General features: G+C 73.8%; 12 protein-coding genes. 6 read left to right on the plus strand and 6 right to left on the minus strand.

Annotated elements, in window-relative coordinates; genetic code table 11:
• The first annotated feature begins 385 nt into the window (after positions 1-385).
• On the plus strand, positions 386-1,630 hold the full coding sequence (locus CTZ28_RS33045; protein WP_310887638.1) for an FAD-binding protein: 1,245 nt from the start codon (positions 386-388) through the stop codon (positions 1,628-1,630).
• Between the two features lie 174 nt (positions 1,631-1,804).
• Positions 1,805-4,654: a glycoside hydrolase family 2 TIM barrel-domain containing protein gene (locus CTZ28_RS33050; protein WP_121893405.1), complete on the plus strand. Its 2,850-nt coding sequence runs from the start codon at positions 1,805-1,807 to the stop codon at positions 4,652-4,654.
• 16 nt (positions 4,655-4,670) lie between these two features.
• Here CTZ28_RS33050 and CTZ28_RS33055 read toward each other — a convergent pair whose 3' ends face one another.
• On the minus strand, positions 4,671-5,882 hold the full coding sequence (locus CTZ28_RS33055) for an MFS transporter (RefSeq protein WP_121893406.1): 1,212 nt from the start codon (positions 5,880-5,882) through the stop codon (positions 4,671-4,673).
• Between the two features lie 190 nt (positions 5,883-6,072).
• On the opposite strand from CTZ28_RS33055, the gene CTZ28_RS33060 reads away from it, so the two are divergent.
• Both CTZ28_RS33060 and CTZ28_RS33065 read left to right on the plus strand, forming a co-directional pair.
• Complete coding sequence (locus CTZ28_RS33060) at positions 6,073-7,458, plus strand: prenyltransferase/squalene oxidase repeat-containing protein (protein ID WP_121893407.1); 1,386 nt, start codon at positions 6,073-6,075, stop codon at positions 7,456-7,458.
• 37 nt (positions 7,459-7,495) lie between these two features.
• Positions 7,496-8,224, plus strand: coding sequence for a hypothetical protein (locus CTZ28_RS33065; RefSeq protein WP_121893408.1), 729 nt, complete (start codon positions 7,496-7,498; stop codon positions 8,222-8,224).
• Here CTZ28_RS33065 and CTZ28_RS33070 read toward each other — a convergent pair.
• The 3 genes from CTZ28_RS33070 to CTZ28_RS33080 all read right to left on the minus strand — a co-directional run bounded on the left by CTZ28_RS33070 (position 8,205) and on the right by CTZ28_RS33080 (position 10,623).
• On the minus strand, positions 8,205-8,636 hold the full coding sequence (locus CTZ28_RS33070; protein WP_121893409.1) for an NUDIX hydrolase: 432 nt from the start codon (positions 8,634-8,636) through the stop codon (positions 8,205-8,207). The two genes, CTZ28_RS33065 and CTZ28_RS33070, sit on opposite strands and share 20 nt — an antisense overlap.
• A 99-nt stretch (positions 8,637-8,735) precedes the next feature.
• A complete protein-coding gene (locus CTZ28_RS33075) occupies positions 8,736-9,530 on the minus strand; it encodes an isocitrate lyase/PEP mutase family protein (protein ID WP_121893410.1) in 795 nt (264 codons plus the stop codon).
• 85 nt (positions 9,531-9,615) lie between these two features.
• Positions 9,616-10,623, minus strand: coding sequence for a helix-turn-helix transcriptional regulator (locus CTZ28_RS33080; RefSeq protein ID WP_121893411.1), 1,008 nt, complete (start codon positions 10,621-10,623; stop codon positions 9,616-9,618).
• 92 nt (positions 10,624-10,715) lie between these two features.
• On the opposite strand from CTZ28_RS33080, the gene CTZ28_RS33085 reads away from it, so the two are divergent.
• Positions 10,716-11,114: a VOC family protein gene (locus CTZ28_RS33085; protein ID WP_121893412.1), complete on the plus strand. Its 399-nt coding sequence runs from the start codon at positions 10,716-10,718 to the stop codon at positions 11,112-11,114.
• Positions 11,115-11,266: 152 nt separating this feature from the next.
• Here CTZ28_RS33085 and CTZ28_RS33090 read toward each other — a convergent pair whose 3' ends face one another.
• A complete protein-coding gene (locus CTZ28_RS33090) occupies positions 11,267-12,421 on the minus strand; it encodes an acyltransferase family protein (RefSeq protein ID WP_121893413.1) in 1,155 nt (384 codons plus the stop codon).
• Between the two features lie 899 nt (positions 12,422-13,320).
• On the opposite strand from CTZ28_RS33090, the gene mmuM reads away from it, so the two are divergent.
• On the plus strand, positions 13,321-14,247 hold the full coding sequence (mmuM, locus tag CTZ28_RS33100) for a homocysteine S-methyltransferase (RefSeq protein WP_121893414.1): 927 nt from the start codon (positions 13,321-13,323) through the stop codon (positions 14,245-14,247).
• 97 nt (positions 14,248-14,344) lie between these two features.
• Here mmuM and CTZ28_RS33105 read toward each other — a convergent pair whose 3' ends face one another.
• Positions 14,345-15,913, minus strand: a complete 1,569-nt coding sequence (locus CTZ28_RS33105) for a carboxylesterase/lipase family protein (RefSeq protein ID WP_183154704.1) — start codon at positions 15,911-15,913, stop codon at positions 14,345-14,347.
• Between the last annotated feature and the right edge of the window lie 213 nt (positions 15,914-16,126).

Here is a 16,126-nt window from a genome sequence, read left to right on the forward strand (position 1 = left end):
CCGCGCAGCACGGGCCATCGACGGACCTGGTCGCGCGGGCCACCGGGGTCTTTCGGCCCGTCCTCGGCCAGTGTTTCCGCGACAAGCGCGACGTCTTCGGCGCGGTGGCCGACCGGGTCACCGAGCAGGTGCCCCGGGCCGCGCCGCGGGCCGGGCCCCCGGGCGGACCGGGTGTACGGGGTGCTCGCGGTGCGGCTGGACGCGGTGGCCGGGGCCGACAGGGCACGCTGCCGGCCGGGGCGGGGCCCTGGGCGCCAGCCCGGTCGGAGGGCTCCCCCGAGGTGCCGTGCGGCTGGGTGCCCGGCCGGTGGCAGGGGGGCGGGGGCGGGGCGTGGGGCGGATGAGAGGGTCGGGGCATGAACACTCACCGAGAGGGGTGACAGGGATGACGCAGCAGGTCACCAACTGGGCACGCAACATCACCTACACGGCCGAGGAGTACCACCGCCCGCGGTCGCTGGACGCGCTGCGGTCCCTGGTGGCCGCGAACGCGCGGATCCGGGTGCTGGGCAGCGGCCACTCGTTCAACGGGATCGCCGACCCGGGCCCCGACGGCGTCCTGCTGTCGATCGCCGATCTGCCGCGGCTGCTCGACGTGGACACCGCGGCCCGTACGGTACGGGTCTCGGGCGGCGTCCGCTACGCCGAACTGGCCCGCGCGGTGCACGCGCACGGTCTGGCCCTGCCCAACATGGCCTCTCTGCCGCATATCTCGGTGGCCGGTTCGGTGGCCACCGGCACCCATGGCTCCGGGATCGGCAACGGCTCGCTGGCCGCGCCGGTGCGGGAGGTGGAGCTGGTCACGGCGGACGGCTCGACGGTGCCGGTGGCCCGCGGCGACGCCCGCTTCGACGGCGCGGTGACCTCCCTCGGCGCGCTCGGCGTGGTCACCGCGCTCACCCTCGACCTGGAACCCGCCTACCGGGTCGAGCAGCATGTGTTCACCGAACTGCCGCTGGCCGGGCTGGACTTCGAGACGGTCGCGGCCTCGGCGTACAGCGTGAGCCTGTTCACCGACTGGCGGCAGCCGGGCTTCCGGCAGGTGTGGCTCAAGCGGCGCACCGACCAGGCGCCGCCCCGCTTCCCCTGGGCGGCACCCGCGACCGAGGCCATGCACCCGGTGCCGGGCATGCCCGCGGTCAACTGCACCCAGCAGTTCGGCGTGCCCGGGCCGTGGCACGAGCGACTGCCGCACTTCAAGGCGGAGTTCACCCCGAGCAGCGGCGACGAGCTCCAGTCGGAGTACCTGCTGCCGCGTACCGCCGCGCTGGACGCGCTGCACGCGGTGGACGCGATCCGGGAGACGGTCGCCTCCGTCCTGCAGACCTGCGAGGTGCGGACCGTCGCCGCCGACCCCCAGTGGCTCAGCCCCGCCCACGGACGGGACTCGGTCGCGCTGCACTTCACCTGGGTCGACGACATGGCGGCGGTGCTGCCGGTGGTGCGCCGGCTGGAGCAGGCGCTCGACCCCTTCGCGCCGCGCCCGCACTGGGGCAAGGTGTTCACCGCGCCGGCCGCCGTGCTGCGCGGCCGGTACCCGCGCCTCGACGACTTCCTCGCGCTCGCCAAGTCCCTCGACCCGACCGGCAAGTTCACCAACGCCTTCGTCCGCGAGTCGCTGGGCGTCTGACTTCGCGCAGCCCCTTTCCCCAGCCCTTGTCGAACGCCACTCCCCGCTCGGCCTCCGCAGTCCGCGCTCCCCCGCCCGGTGCCGTTCTGTGTTTCGTCGTTTCGTCCGGTGTCTCTTCCGGCAGTACTTCCTGGGGTCATCCCCATGGCCACCGTCCTTCCGGCAAGGAGACCGATGTCTTTCCGTACCGCTGACTACGTCGAGGACGTCTCGCCCGGCTCGGGGACCCTGCCGCCCCGGGCCTGGTACGCCTCGTCCGATGCCGCTTCCCTGTCCCTGAACGGCAGTTGGCACTTCCGTCTGTCGCCGACGGCCGACGCCGAGGACGCCGCGTTCGCCGAGCCGGGGTACGACTCCGGCGGCTGGGCGGAGGTGTCGGTGCCCGGCCACTGGGTCCTCCAGGGCCACGGCTCCCCGATCTACACCAACCACCGCTACCCGTTCCCGGTGGACCCGCCGCGCGTGCCCACCGAGAACCCCACCGGCGACCATCTGCGCGTCTTCGACCTGCCCGCGGACTGGCCCGCCGACGGCGGCTGCGTGCTGCGGTTCGACGGCGTGGAGTCCTGCGCCCGCGTCTGGCTGAACGGCACGGACATCGGCGGGTTCAAGGGCTCCCGGCTGCCGCACGAGTTCGCCGTCGGGCAGCTGCTGCGGCCCCGCGGCAACGTGCTGGCCGTCCGCGTCCACCAGTGGTCGGCCGGCTCGTACCTGGAGGACCAGGACCAGTGGTGGCTGCCGGGCATCTTCCGCGATGTCACCCTGCTGCACCGCCCGGCGGGCGCCGTCCGCGACTTCTTCGTGCACGCCTCCTACGACCATGTCTCCGGCGCGGGCACGCTGCGCGTCGACTCGGACGTGCCCGGCCGGGTCACCGTGCCGGACCTCGGCGTCGACGTCGCGACCGGCGAGCCGGTGACGGTACCGGTCGAGCCGTGGACCGCGGAGACCCCGACGCTGTACGACGGCGTGCTGGCCACCGAGGGCGAGCGGGTGCCGCTGCGCATCGGCTTCCGCACGGTGGCGCTCGCCGACGGGCTGATCAAGGTGAACGGCAGGCCGGTCCTGTTCAAGGGCGTCAACCGGCACGAGTGGCATCCGCGCCGGGGCCGCGCCCTCGACCGGGAGACGATGCGCGCGGACGTGCTGCTGATGAAGCGGCACAACATCAACGCCGTGCGCACCTCCCACTACCCGCCGCACCCCGCCTTCCTGTCGCTCTGCGACGAGCTGGGCCTGTGGGTGATCGACGAGTGCGACCTGGAGACGCACGGCTTCACCGAGCAGGGCTGGCGGGACAACCCCGTCGACGACGACCGCTGGACCCCGGCCCTGCTGGACCGCGCCGCCCGGACGGTGGAGCGCGACAAGAACCACCCGTCGGTGCTGATCTGGTCCCTCGGCAACGAGGCCGGCACCGGCCGCGGCCTGACCGCGATGGCCGAGTGGATCCGCGGCCGGGACTCCTCGCGGCTCGTCCACTACGAGGGCGACCTCACCTGCCGTGACACGGACGTGTACTCACGCATGTACGCCGCGCACGCCGAGGTCGAGCGGATCGGCCGCGGCCTGGACGGCGGCACCGGGCGGCGCCGCCGGCTCCCCTTCATCCAGTGCGAGTACGGGCACGCCATGGGCAACGGCCCCGGCGGCCTCGCCGACTACCAGCGGATCTTCGAGTCGTACGAGCGGCTCCAGGGCGGTTTCGTCTGGGAGTGGATCGACCACGGCATCGAGGACGAGCGGTACGGCTTCGCGTACGGCGGCGACTTCGGCGAGGAGCTGCACGACGGGAACTTCGTCTGCGACGGGCTGCTGTTCCCGGACCGCCGGCCCTCCCCCGGCCTGATCGAGTACAAGAAGGTGATCGAGCCCGTCGGGATCGACGGGGACGGCGCGGGCGGCACCGTACGCATCGTCAACAAGCAGGACTTCGCCGATCTGTCCGCGTTCGCGTTCACATGGGCCTACCAGGTGGACGGCGAGACGGTCGAGTCGGGCGACCTGCCGGTGCCGGCCCTGGCCCCCGGCGAGTCGGCCGAGGTGAAGCTCCCGCCACCGCCACCGGCCGGCCCCGGCGAGACACAGGGGACGGTACGGGCGGTGCTGGCCGCCGACACCGCGTGGGGGCCGCGCGGCCATGTGGTCGCCTGGGGCCGGTTCCCGGTCACCGCGCGCCAAATGCCGTCCGTCGCGGCGACCGCCCGACCGGTGACCGGCGAGCGGCGGATCACGCTCGGCCCGGCCGCGTTCGACGCCCGTACCGGCGCGCTCACGGCGATCGGCGCGGTGCCGGTCACCGGTCTGCGGCTGGACGTGTGGCGGGCGACGACCGACAACGACGACGGCGCGGCCTGGCAGACCGACACCCGCTACGGGCTGCTGTGGCGCCGGCTGGGCCTGCACCGCATGCGGCACCGCCTCGACGCGGTGGAAGCCGAGGGCGACGCGCTGACGGTACGCACCCGGGTGGCGCCCGCCGCCCGGGAGGTGGGCCTGGCGACGGTGTACCGCTGGACGTCGGACGGGGGCCGGCTGAGGCTGACGGTGTCGGTGTCCCCGGAGGGCGACTGGACGGTGCCGCTGCCCCGGCTCGGCATCCGCTTCGGGCTGTCCGCGGCCGACCGGGTGCGCTGGTTCGGCGGCGGTCCCGGCGAGGCGTACCCGGACACCAGGTCGGCCGCGCTGCCGGGCCGTTGGGAGTCCACGGTCGACGATCTGCAGACGCCGTACGTGCGCCCGCAGGAGAACGGTGCCCGGGCCGACGTCCGCTGGGCGGAGATCGGCGGCCTGCGCGTCGAGGGCGACCCGGAGTTCTGGTTCACCGCCCGCCGCTGGACCACCGAGCACCTGGACGCCGCGGCGCACCTCAGCGACCTCACGCCCGGCGACACGGTGTGGGTCAACCTCGACCACGGCCAGCACGGCATCGGCTCGCAGTCCTGCGGTCCCGGCCCGCTCCCGCGGTACCGCCTACGGGCCGAGCCGGCCGAGTTCTCGTTCGTCTTCTCGCCCCTGGGCTGACCGACGTGGGCACCGGTCACGCGCCGCGGACCGGTGTGGTCAGCGCCGCCGTCGCGATCAGCACGCAGCACACCCCGGCGAGCGCGGCGACCGGGGCCGTCCCGTACCGTTCCGCGGACCAGGTGAGGACGGCCGCGCCGATGGGCGCCGCCGCGTACTGGAGGGTCCAGAAGGCGGACGTGACCCGGCCTAGCAGGGGTTCCGGGGTGACCTCCTGACGCAGTGACATCGAGCAGGTGCCCGCCATGCCGACGCAGGCCAGGAAGACCGCGCTCAGCCCGGCGACAGCGGCGACCTCCTGCACCCGGCCGAGGCCGGCGAAGGCCAGGCCGCACACCGCGACCGAGCCGATCCAGGCCGGCCCGAAGCCGAGCCGTCGGCGGACCGGGGCGACGAGGAGGGAGCCCGCGATCGTACCCAGCGCGCCCGCCGCCATGACGGTGCCGACCGTGCCGTCGGGGCGGCCGAGGTCGTACTTGAGGTGGTAGATGACCAGGTCGGTCAGGCCCAGGGTGAGAAAGCTGAAGACGAACAGGAGCGCGGTCAGGGCGCGCAGCACCGGGTGGTGGCGGAGGAAGGACACACCCGTGCGCAGGTCGCTCCACAGACCGGCGTGCCCGGGCCGTTCGGCGCCGTCCGGGGCGCGCTTCCCGAGCCGTACGAAGAGCAGACACGCCGCCGACACCCCGAAGCTCGCCGCGTCCACGCCCACGGCGGCGGCCGGTCCCGTCCAGGCCGCCACCAGGCCCGCGCCCAGCGGCCCCAGGACCCCGGCCGCCGCGGCGGTCGCGTTCAGCCGGCCGTTGGCCTCGGTCAGCCGGCTCCGGCCGACCAGCCCGCGCACGACGGTGACGTACCCGACGGCGAACAGCATGCCGACGGCCTCGCACACCGGGAGGACCGCGTAGAGCAGCCAGATGCGCGGGCCGAACGCCCACACCAGGGGGACCAGCCCGTACAGCGCCATGCGCAGCAGATCGCAGGCGATCAGCAGCCTGCGGCGGTCGACCCGGTCCACCAGCGCCCCGGCGAACACCGCGGCCAGTACGGAGGCCGCGGCGCCGACCGCCGTCAGCAGCCCCATCCGGGCGAGCGAGCCGGTGGCCTGGAGCACCAGCAGCGGCAGGGCGATCAGCGCGAAGGAGTCACCGAGGACCGAGAGGGTCTGCGCGGTCCAGAAGATCCCGAAGTCCCGTTGCCGCCACAGGGGTCGTGCCCCGTCGCTCATCCGCCCCGCCCCCGTTCCCGCGGCCACTCTATGCCGGGAAGGCGCCGGGATCGCCTGCGGCATGCGCCGCGGCCGCGGCCTCGCCGAACCCGATCCGGCCGACGCCCCAGGGGTCCCGCCGACCCCATAGACTGGATTCTTCGCGAGAGTGAGCGGATGTGTCGTGCCGTCCCGGGGGAGGGAGCGCGCCTTGTCGCAACAGCAGCTGGGACGTGGGCCCTCGATGTCCGGCGCGACCGATCCGGCGCCCGCGCCCGGCGCGGGTTCGCCGCCGGCCCGGTTCGTCGGCTGGCTGGGGAGCCTGGGCTGCGCGGCCGCGGGATACGGCGTCTTCCAGGCCCTGTTCGGGGTGCTGCCGGACTCGCTCGGCGGGGAGGCGGCCAAGTGGCTGGTCTCCGGGGTGAGCGGCATCGGTACGGCCGTGGCGGCGTGGCTCGCGGCGGCACTGCTGCGGGTCCGGGCCGGCGCGGCGGGCCGGACCGCTCCGGCGGCCGTCCGGGCGGCGTCCGCCAACTCAGGCCCGCTGCCCGGGATGTTCGCCGCCGCGTACGAGACGCTGGTGAGCGAGGTGACCGTCGTCGACGATCCGGTGCGCGGCCGGCTCACCGGCTGGTCGCACTCGCTGGGCGAGGGCAGCGCGTCGCCGCCCACGGCGCTCAGCACGGCGTACGGCCTGCACATGATGCTCGATCTGGGGGTGCCGGACGGGCGGTTGAGCACGGGCGACCTGGTGGAGACGCTGTGGCGGCTGCGGCTGCCGGACGGCGGCTGGTCGGCCCGCACCCAGGGCTCCGAGGCCCGGCCCGAGGTCACGGCGCTGGTGCTGGGCGCGCTGGCGCGGGCCGGTTCGTCCGGTGACCGGGTGGCGGCTGAAGTGGCCGGGTGCACCGCGCGTTTCACCCGCGCGTCCGACCCGGCGGGCCGGGACGCGACCCATGTCGTCACGACCGTGCTGCGCGGTCTGCTGCGCGCCGCGCCCCGTGCGCCGGTCCTGCCCGAGCTGTGCGAGACCCTGGTCGACGGCGCGCTCGACGACGAGCGCCGGGAACACCTGCGCTGCTGGGCGTACCGGCTGCAGCCGCCGTACGGGCCGCCGTCGGCGCTGCACACCGCGCAGGCCGTGGTCGCCCTGGACCGGGCGGCGCGGGTACTGGGCGAGACGGCGGCGGCGCGGGCGGCCCGCCAGGACGGGGTGCGCTGGCTGCTCGCCTGCCCGGAAGCGCGGCACGACACCTGCCCGGACGTGACGAATCTGCGCGAGGAGGTGCGCCGGCCGCGCACCGACGACCCGGCCCGGCACGAGGTGCTGAACGTACGGCACTTCACGGCGTCCTGGCTGGTGCGCGCGCTGACCACGCCCGGCGCCCGGGAGGTCGTGCTGGCGGACGGTCTTCAGGCGCGCTGGCGGGAGCGGCTGGACGGCGCGTTCGCCACTGTGTGGGCGGGGCAGACGGACGGCATCTGGAGCTGGGACCGGGGCGACGGCACCGAGCTGCGCCGCCCCATGTGGATGACCTATCAAGGCCTTTCGGCGATGCGCACCCATGCCGTATGGATGTATCAGCCGGATGGTTGAACACGCCGTGCGGGCACGGCGGTCGGAGGGTGGGCGCATGGGCGGTCGACAGGTCCTCGTGGCACAGCGGTTGCTGGCCGAGACCCTGGACGGGGCGCTGCCCGAGCATGAACGGGTGCTCGCGGCCCGTGCCGTGGTCGCCGAACTGGGCTCTCCCGAACGGCTGTTGGAGCTGATCGCGGAGTTGGCATCGGGCGAGGGCGACCCGGCGGGGTGTGCCCGGCTGTCGTACCGGCATGTGCTCGGCTTCGACAAGCTCCTGCTGATCGACGGTGGCCCCCGGCACATGCTGCGCGCCCACGTCTGGCACCCGGGCACCGGTGCGGCGGGCAAGGAGGATGTCCACAACCACCGTTCGGCGCTGGCCTCCTGCATCGTGCGGGGCCGGCTGGCGATGGAGCTGTACGAGGCGGGTGGCGACGGGGTCGCGGCGGACCGCTACGAGGAGACGCTGTCGGACGGTACGGGGGACTGGCTGCTGGCGCCGGCCGGGCGGGCGCCGCTGCGGCTGACCCAGGTCGGGCAGTACACGGCGGGCAGTTCCTACGCCCTGCCCGCGCACACCCTGCACCGCGCCTGGTGCGACACGGACGCGCCGACGGTGACGCTGTTCCTGGAGACCGGCGCCGGACGGCGGCGGCACACGGACGTGTTCACGGTGGCCGGTCCGCATCCGGGGGCGGTGCCGAAGGTGCCGCTGGACGTGCCGGACTATCTGGCCGCGCTGGACGACCTGGCGGAGCTGCTCAGGAACTCGTACGCGTGACGGCCTGGCGCACGACGTCCAGGTTGTAGTCGTCGATGTCGACGCGGGACAGCTCGTCGAGGGCCAGCCAGGCGTGGGCCTGGTCCGGCTCGGGCAGGGTGACGACCTGGGTCAACGGCCGGACCAGGAAGTTGTCCTGCCAGTTCTTGACCTCGTGCCCGCGGTACTCGCTGACGAAGGAGGACTCGCCGACCCGGCGGACGACCTCGCCGAGCAGGCCGGTCTCCTCCTTCAGCTCCCGCAGGGCACCGTCGGCGGGAGTCTCCCCCGGCTCCAGCTTCCCGCACGGCACGCCCCACACCCGGGGCAGGAACCGCTCGCGCTCGCTGCGGCGCACCAGGAGCACCCGCTCCCGCTCGTCCATCACGACGGCCGCCGCCAGTCGCCTCTCGCCGGGGATCTCCAGGTCCATGATTCCTCGGTCCCTCGCCGGTGCTGAGTCCAAAGGGTCTGTTACCCAGGAAAGCCTCCACCGTACCAGCGCGCGCCGGACGGGTCCGTGCCCTCGCGCTCATCCCGGTCGCCGCTCCAGCGCCCGTACGTCGTCGTACGAGGGGGTCGTGCCACGCGGTGCGCGCCCGCCCGCGATGTCGGCCATCGCGTCCAGGGCGGCGCCCAACGCCCTGCGGTACAGCAGTGATCCGAGGCTGATCCGGCGTACGCCCAGGTCGGTGAGGTGGGGGACGGTGGGACCGGTGGGCGAGTAGAGGATGTTCAGGGGGACGTCGAGATGCCGTACCAGGGCGGCGATCTCGTCGGGGTCGCTCAGCCCGGGTACGAACACGCCGTCCGCGCCCGCCTGTCGGTAGGCCTCCAGCCGTTCCCGGGTTCCCGCCCCGTCGCCCAGCCAGTACGTGTCGGTCCGTGCGTTGACGAAGAGTCCGGGGGCGGCCGACTTGACGGCGGCGATCTTCGCGGCGTGCCGGCCCATGGGCCCGAGTCCGTCCTCCAGGTTGATGCCGACGGCCCCGACGGCCCACAACTGCCGTGCGAGTTCCGCCACTTCGTCGGGGTCGTCGCTGAAGCCGCCCTCGGCGTCGACGGAGAGCAGAAACGGCTCGGTGCCGAGGGTGAGGGCGAGCCGGAGGGTGTGGTCGCGGGTCGCCGCCGCGCCGTCGGGCAGCCCGGCCGCGGCGGCGACACCGAGGCTCGTCGTCCCGATCGCCGCGAACCCGCGTGCGGCGAGGGCGGCGGCGGAGGCGTGGTCCCAGGCCGTGGGCAGCACAAGGGGCGGACCCGGACGGCGGTGAAGCTCGTCGAAGGACCGCACCGCTTCCGGCACGGCTTGCTGCGCGATGTCGCTCATACGCCCAACGCTAGGCCCGCCTCGCTTCGGCACCGCCCGAAACATCCACGCAACGGACAGGGGGCTTCTGGGCGGGCGGGTGTTGTCATGGCGGTGGGTCCGTGTCGGCTCGGTGGGCGTGGGACGCGAGGCGGTCGGCGAGCGCGCTGACGAGGTCGCGCAGTGCGGGCGGACGCTCGATGGTGAACGGCCGGTCGAGTGCGGCGAGCACCCCGGGCAGCCAGTCGAGCCGCTCCACCCGCAGGTCGACCCGCCGCCAGCACTCGGCCGCCGGGTCCTCGCCCTCCCCTGGCCCGTGCTCGGCCAGGCGCGCGACGGCGGCGGGAAGGTGCGCGCGGATCTGCTCGACCGTCCCGTGGATCCGCAGGGTCACCTCGTACCGGTACTCGGCCGTGGCGAACCCCGACAGCACGCGCTGCGCCGGACCGGGCCCCGCGGGTGCCTCGAACGAGCCGGGCAGGGTCCTCGCGTCCGCGATGCGATCGAGCCTGAGGGTCCGGTCCTCGCCGATCCCGGCGTCCGTGCCCGTGACGTACCAGCGGCCCGCGTGGGCGACGATGCCGTACGCGTGCAGGGTGCGCTCGCTGCGCCGGCCGTGGCCGTCGGTGTATCTGATCGAGACCGGCCGGCGGTGGCGTACCGCGTCGGCGAGGGTCAGCAGGACCCCGGTGTCCGGGGTGGCGGACTCGCCGGGCCGATCGGTGAAGGCGAGAGATTCCAGGAGCGTGTCGAGCCGGTGCGCGAGGTGCCGGGGCAGCACCCGCCGGATCTTGGCCGATGCCGTCTCGCTCGCCGTGCGCTCCGCGACCGTCAGGCCGGCCCGGCGGCCGGCGATCAGGCCGAGCAGCACGGCCAGCGCCTCGTCGTCGCTGAGCATGAGCGGCGGCAGGCGGTACCCGGGGGCGAGCCGGTATCCGCCGTGGCGGCCGCGCACCGACTCCACGGGCACATCGAGGTCGATCAGCTGGTGCACATACCGCCGCACGGTGCGGCCGTCGACGCCGAGCCGATCGGCGAGTTCGGCCACCGTCCGGGTGCCGCCCGACTGCAGCAGCTCCAGAAGCGTCAGCACGCGGCCGGTGGGTCGGGACATGTTCGCAGCGTAATGCGAATACGGGACCGTTTCTGTCCGCTATTTCTCCTAGCCTGCGAAGCCCAGCGACTTCATCGGCCGAGGAGATCACCATGGACTTCGTCTCGATCCGCGTCATCACCGGCGACATCGCGCGCCTCGTCGAGTTCTACGAGCGCGCCACGGGGGTGCGGGCGGCATGGGCCACCGAGGACTTCGCCGAACTGCGGACCCCGCACGCCACCCTCGCGATCGCGAGCGCCCGTACCGTCCCGCTGTTCGCCCCGGACTCCGCACGCCCGGCGGACAACCACAGCGTGATCACCGAGTTCCTCGTCGACGACGTGGACCGCGTGCGCGAGAACCTGAGCGGCTTCGTCACCGACTTCGTCACCGAGCCCACCACGATGCCCTGGGGCAACCGGTCGCTGCTGTTCCGCGACCCCGACGGTAACCTCGTCAACTTCTTCACCCCCGTCACGCCGGCGGCCATCGAGAAGTTCACAAGGTGACTCCGGCCGGACCGCGGTCGTGCCGGGTACGCCCAGTCCTGGAGGTCGGCGACGAAGCAGGTCTGATCATCGAGCAGGTATTCGTGACGGTCGCCGGCGAGATCCCTGTGTCGGCCGCGCTGCCGCGGTCATCGGCGTCACCCATGCCGTCGTCATCGCCGAGTTGCCGTGTCCGGCTCGCGCGGCCAGGACGGGCTCGTCGCCGGGCGGTCCGGTGTGAGCACGGATCTCCAGGATCTGTTCCGCTTGAACGGCAGCTCGAAGATCCGGGAGAACAGCCACGCCCCGCATATCGAGACCGGCAGGCCCAGGACGATCGTGAACCAGAATGTGGGCAGGCCCGGCGGCACACAATGCGGGGCCACCCGGCGGATCACGACCATGACGATCGGCAGATGGATCAGGTAGAGGCTGTAGGAGAACTCACCGAGGCCGCGAACGAGTCGCGTGGTCAAGAGCCGTACGAGGACGGCGGGTTCACCGGTGGCGACCGCGGCGAGAAGCATCGCCATGGCAGGAGCGACGGCGAGATCCACCCAGAAGTAGTGGTTCACCGTCCAGACAGAACCCTGCACGACACCGAGAGCCAGGACGGGCAGGGCGGCCAGGACGGCGAGCCGGCCCCATGGCAGGCGTCGCACCCTGTCCGACGCGGTGACGACTCCCGCGCCTATCACGCCCGCGACGAACACGGGAGCGAGATGCGGCGCGAGCCAGTTGTCGCCCTCCACAGGGGACCCGTCGACCGCCGTCAGCCCACGGGCGACCACCGGAAGCGTCACGCACACGGCCAGGACCGCCGCGCCCCAGCGTCGCCGGACGAACAGGAGCAGGGGAAAGAGGAGATACAGTTCGGCCTCCACGCCGATCGACCAGAACGCGCCGTTCGGTGTCGGGGCGGTGACCAGGTCCTGAGCGACCAGGCCGTACACCAGAACTGACGCGCCGGTAGGTGGCCCTGCGTGCGAAGCCGGCACCACGAACCACGAAATGACCAAGCTCATGGCCAGCGCCGCCCAGTACGGAGGCAGGATGCGCCAAGCACGCCGACGCAGGAACCGGCCGACGCCGTCCGACCGCCAACCGTGCCGCGCCGGGGAGATCGCCAGGGAGAATCCGGACAGCACCAGAAAGAAGACGACGGCGAGGCGCCCGAACATCAGCCCGTCCAGCCAGACCGGCGCCGAACTCTCGGGATAGCCCGGGAAGGTGTACAACCAGCAGTGGAACAGGACCACATAGAGTGCCGCCAGGCCCCGGAGACCGTCCAGGCCCGACACCTGCCGACGGACATGTGCTTCGCTCACTGAGATCGGTCAGCCCTTCTGCCGGGCACCGTTCGGCCAAGCCCGCCACCCGCTGCCCTGGTGGTACGCCGGGCGGCACGGCGCCGTCCACAGCGGCTGGTACGTGGCCGCCGGCCGAGCTGTTCAACAGGCGGACCGGCTCGATGCTCGTTCCGCCGTGGCGGGACCCGCGGTGGCCTGGGGCGCCCCGGTTCCGGTCGGGGCGCCCCAGGGCTTCATCCCGCCCGCACGGTGCCCCTGGGCACCGGATGCCGGGCGAGAAGTTCGTCGCGCGGTGCTAGGTCCTGTCGTCAAACTCCCGTCGTCCGCCCGGAGGGCGGGCCCTGCGGCGTCGTGGGGGTCCCCCCTGGTCGAGCGGAGCCGAGAGCTTGGGGGAGCGTGCTCTCGGTGCGCCGGGCGCTGGCCCTCGTACTGGACGTACTTGGGCCTGTGTCCGGTGCGGCGAGTGGGGGTGCCCCCTGCTCGGAGAGCTCGGGGGAGCGTGCATGGCGTCGCGGGGCTGGGGGCACCTCCCGGCCGGAGGCTGGGGGAGGGAATTTGACGACAGGGCCTAGGGCCTCTCGTTTGGATCATGCCGGGCTCGCGGGCCCTGGCACCGCGCCTCGCGGCGTTGTCGTCGGTTGTCAGGGCTCCGCCCTGCCGCCCTCCTCCGCCTTGCGATCCACGGCACCAGACCCCGCTCCCTGATCCGGCCTGATCCAAACAAAAGACCCTAGGTCCGGGCATGGCCGGTACGGCGATGCGCAGGCCGCTGGAACGTCTCACCCGGGTCCCTTCCGTCTCCGCGACAAGGCCGGCGGCTGGACCGTACCGCTCCGGACAAGCGCTTTCCAGACCTCGAACGGATTTCTCGTGAGGGCCGCCCCATGCTCGGTGCGGCATCGGTTAGCGTCGAAGGCATGAGCGGCGACAGGACGCCCCCGCTGGCCGAGGCGCTCCGGTCCGGCACGGTCGTGCTCGACGGCGGGATGTCCGATCAACTGGAGTCCGCCGGGCACGACCTGGGGGACGCGTTGTGGTCGGCGCGGCTGCTGGCCGAGCGGCCCGAGGCGGTCACCGAGGCGCACCTCGCGTACTTCAGGGCGGGCGCGAACGTCGCGATCACCGCCTCCTACCAGGCCACCTTCGAGGGTTTCGGGCGGCGCGGGATCGGCCGCGAGGAGGCGGCCCGGCTGCTCGCGCTCAGCGTGGCGCTGGCCCGGGACGCCGCGCGGCGCGCCCGCGCCGAGGGGATCACGCGCCCGCTGTGGGTGGCCGCGTCGGCCGGGCCGTACGGGGCGATGCTCGCGGACGGCTCCGAGTACCGGGGCCGGTACGGGCTGAGCGTGGCCGAGCTGGAGCGCTTCCACCGCCCGCGTCTGGAGGTGCTGGCCGGTGCCGCCCCGGACGTACTGGCCCTGGAGACCGTCCCGGACGCCGACGAGGCGGCGGCCCTGCTGCGGGCGGTGCGCGGGCTCGGCGTGCCCGCCTGGCTGTCGTACACCGTCGACGGGGACCGCACCCGGGCCGGGCAGCCGCTGGCGGAGGCGTTCGCCCTGGCCGCGGACGCCGACGAGGTGATCGCGGTCGGCGTGAACTGCTGTGCCCCCGCGGATGTCGGCCGGGCGGTCGAGATCGCCGCCCGGGTCACCGGCAAGCCGGTCGTCGCCTACCCCAACAGCGGCGAATCCTGGGACGCCACGGCCCGCGCCTGGAACGGCCCCGCCGACTTCCACGCCGAGCAGGTCGAGGCGTGGCGGGACGCGGGCGCCCGTCTGATCGGCGGCTGCTGCCGGGTGGGGCCGCCGGCCATCGCGTCGATCGCGCGGATGCTGGCGGCGGCCTGAGCGGCGCGGAAGTCGTAGACACGCTCCTCCTCCTGGCCGGGCACGGAAGCCTGCATCGCCGAACCCGCGAAACCGACAACCGCGTCGGCGGCCGCGGTCAGTGCAGTCGGGCGCGCATCGTGCGGCGCAGGCGGCGCACGGCGGAGGCCAGTTCGGTGCCGCGCGCGGGCGGCGCCCCGCCGACGGGAACGGACTCGTGGGCGCCGTCGGCCGTCCACAGGGCGAGTTCGCGGTCGCGTGGTCCGTGGGCGGTGTACGGGGCGCCGTCGCCGAGGATCCGCACCGGACGGCTGTCGTCCCAGGACTGCCAGCCGGGGTCGCCGGTGGCGGCGAAGCGCACCCAGGCCCCGTGCATCACGTCGCACAGTTCCCGCGGGCCGCCCTCGCCCGCCAGCTTCCGCGACTCGGGGACGTCTCCGGTGTCGAACACGAAGCCCAGTTCGAGGGCATGGCAGGCGCCGAGGTCGGGGAGGCTGGAGGGCCAGGCGAACTCATAGACGTACGAGGAGCCGGGGCGGGCGTCGGCCAGCCGGTGCAGCGGGCGGCGCAGCAGGTGGTCGGTGACCAGTTGGCCGACGATCTCGGCGGTGCGGGCCTCGGGGTGCAGGGCGCGGTAGCCGCGCGGCACCTCATGGCCGCAGTGGCAGCGGGCCATCGCGCCGGCCAGCGCGACCGGGCCGAGCCGGTCCACGTGGTCCATCAGCCCGCCCGGGACCAGCCACAGCCGGTACTCGTCGCGGGTCCAGCCGAGGAGCAGGTCGACGTCGCGCGCGGCGTCCCCCTCGGTCAGCGCCTCCAGCGGGTCGCGCGGCACGAGGTCGCCGTCGACGACGATGCCGAAGGCGGGGCCGCCCAGGACGGGGCTGCTCAGCCGGCCCACCTCGGCCTGGGTGCGCAGCAGGAGATCCCGGTCGACGGCGGCGAAGGCCTCGGCGGTGGCGGGGATCTTCAGCCGGGTGGCCAGGCGGCGCACCATGCGCCGTACCTTGTCCCGCTCGGCGGCCTCCGGCGGTCCGCTCTGCAGGACCGCCCGGCGCACCAGCCCCTGGGCCTGCGGGGCGGCGATCAGCGCGCCGATGCTGATCGCCCCGGCCGACTGGCCGGCCAGGGTGATCCGGTCGGGGTCGCCGCCGAAGGCCGCGATCGACGCGTGCACCCATCGCAGTGCCGCGAGTTGGTCGCGCAGTCCGGGGTTGGCGGGCGCGTCCGGGAAGAGTCCGTAGCCCTCGACGCCCAGCCGGTAGTTGAGGGAGACGAGCACGACGCCGTCGCGCGCGAAGGCGTGTCCGTCGTAGACCGGCACGGCGGAGGATCCTCGGGTCAGGGCGCCGCCGTGCAGCCACACCAGGACCGGGAGCCGGGCGGCGGGCCCCGGCTCCGGGGTCCATACGTTGAGGTTGAGGCAGTCGTCGCCGGGCACGACCGGGTCGGACAGGTAGTGCGCGAACGCCTCCGAGTACGGCGGCTTCGGCGCGGTCGGCCCGAAGGACCCCGCGTCCCGCACGCCGTCCCAGGGTTCCGGCGGCTCGGGCGGACGGAACCGGCGGGGCCCGAACGGCGGGGCCGCGTAGGGGATGCCGCGGAACACCGCGACGCCGCGCTCGTATCTGCCGCGCACCGCCCCGTAGGGGGTGTCGACCACGGGGCCCGCCTGGTCCGCCGTCATCCGCCCACCAGCTCCTCCCGCCGCGCACCTGCACCGGTGACATCTGAGCACCCCATCGTCCGCCGGTATTCCGGCGGTGCACAGCACCCGGAGGGCTGTTCGGCGTACGCCGGGGTGCCGTGCGGCGGTATGCGCTGTGTTCCGGTTTTCGAAAGCCGGGTCGCCGGGATTCCGCGAATTCCCTTGCCTTCACGGCGCCCTTGAGGCACATCT

The organism is Streptomyces shenzhenensis (genome assembly GCF_003688995.1).
In the GTDB taxonomy this organism is placed as follows: domain Bacteria; phylum Actinomycetota; class Actinomycetes; order Streptomycetales; family Streptomycetaceae; genus Streptomyces; species Streptomyces shenzhenensis_A.

What these genes read in the sequence shown, in the direction of transcription:
- CTZ28_RS33080 (WP_121893411.1), bottom strand. Translation starts at nt 10,623, where the DNA reads ATGTCCCGACCCACCGGCCGCGTGCTGACGCTTCTGGAGCTGCTGCAG.
- CTZ28_RS33085 (WP_121893412.1), top strand. Translation starts at nt 10,716, where the DNA reads ATGGACTTCGTCTCGATCCGCGTCATCACCGGCGACATCGCGCGCCTC.
- CTZ28_RS33050 (WP_121893405.1), top strand. Translation starts at nt 1,805, where the DNA reads ATGTCTTTCCGTACCGCTGACTACGTCGAGGACGTCTCGCCCGGCTCG.
- CTZ28_RS33065 (WP_121893408.1), top strand. Translation starts at nt 7,496, where the DNA reads ATGGGCGGTCGACAGGTCCTCGTGGCACAGCGGTTGCTGGCCGAGACC.
- mmuM (WP_121893414.1), top strand. Translation starts at nt 13,321, where the DNA reads ATGAGCGGCGACAGGACGCCCCCGCTGGCCGAGGCGCTCCGGTCCGGC.
- CTZ28_RS33045 (WP_310887638.1), top strand. Translation starts at nt 386, where the DNA reads ATGACGCAGCAGGTCACCAACTGGGCACGCAACATCACCTACACGGCC.
- CTZ28_RS33055 (WP_121893406.1), bottom strand. Translation starts at nt 5,882, where the DNA reads ATGAGCGACGGGGCACGACCCCTGTGGCGGCAACGGGACTTCGGGATC.
- CTZ28_RS33105 (WP_183154704.1), bottom strand. Translation starts at nt 15,913, where the DNA reads ATGACGGCGGACCAGGCGGGCCCCGTGGTCGACACCCCCTACGGGGCG.
- CTZ28_RS33075 (WP_121893410.1), bottom strand. Translation starts at nt 9,530, where the DNA reads ATGAGCGACATCGCGCAGCAAGCCGTGCCGGAAGCGGTGCGGTCCTTC.
- CTZ28_RS33070 (WP_121893409.1), bottom strand. Translation starts at nt 8,636, where the DNA reads ATGGACCTGGAGATCCCCGGCGAGAGGCGACTGGCGGCGGCCGTCGTG.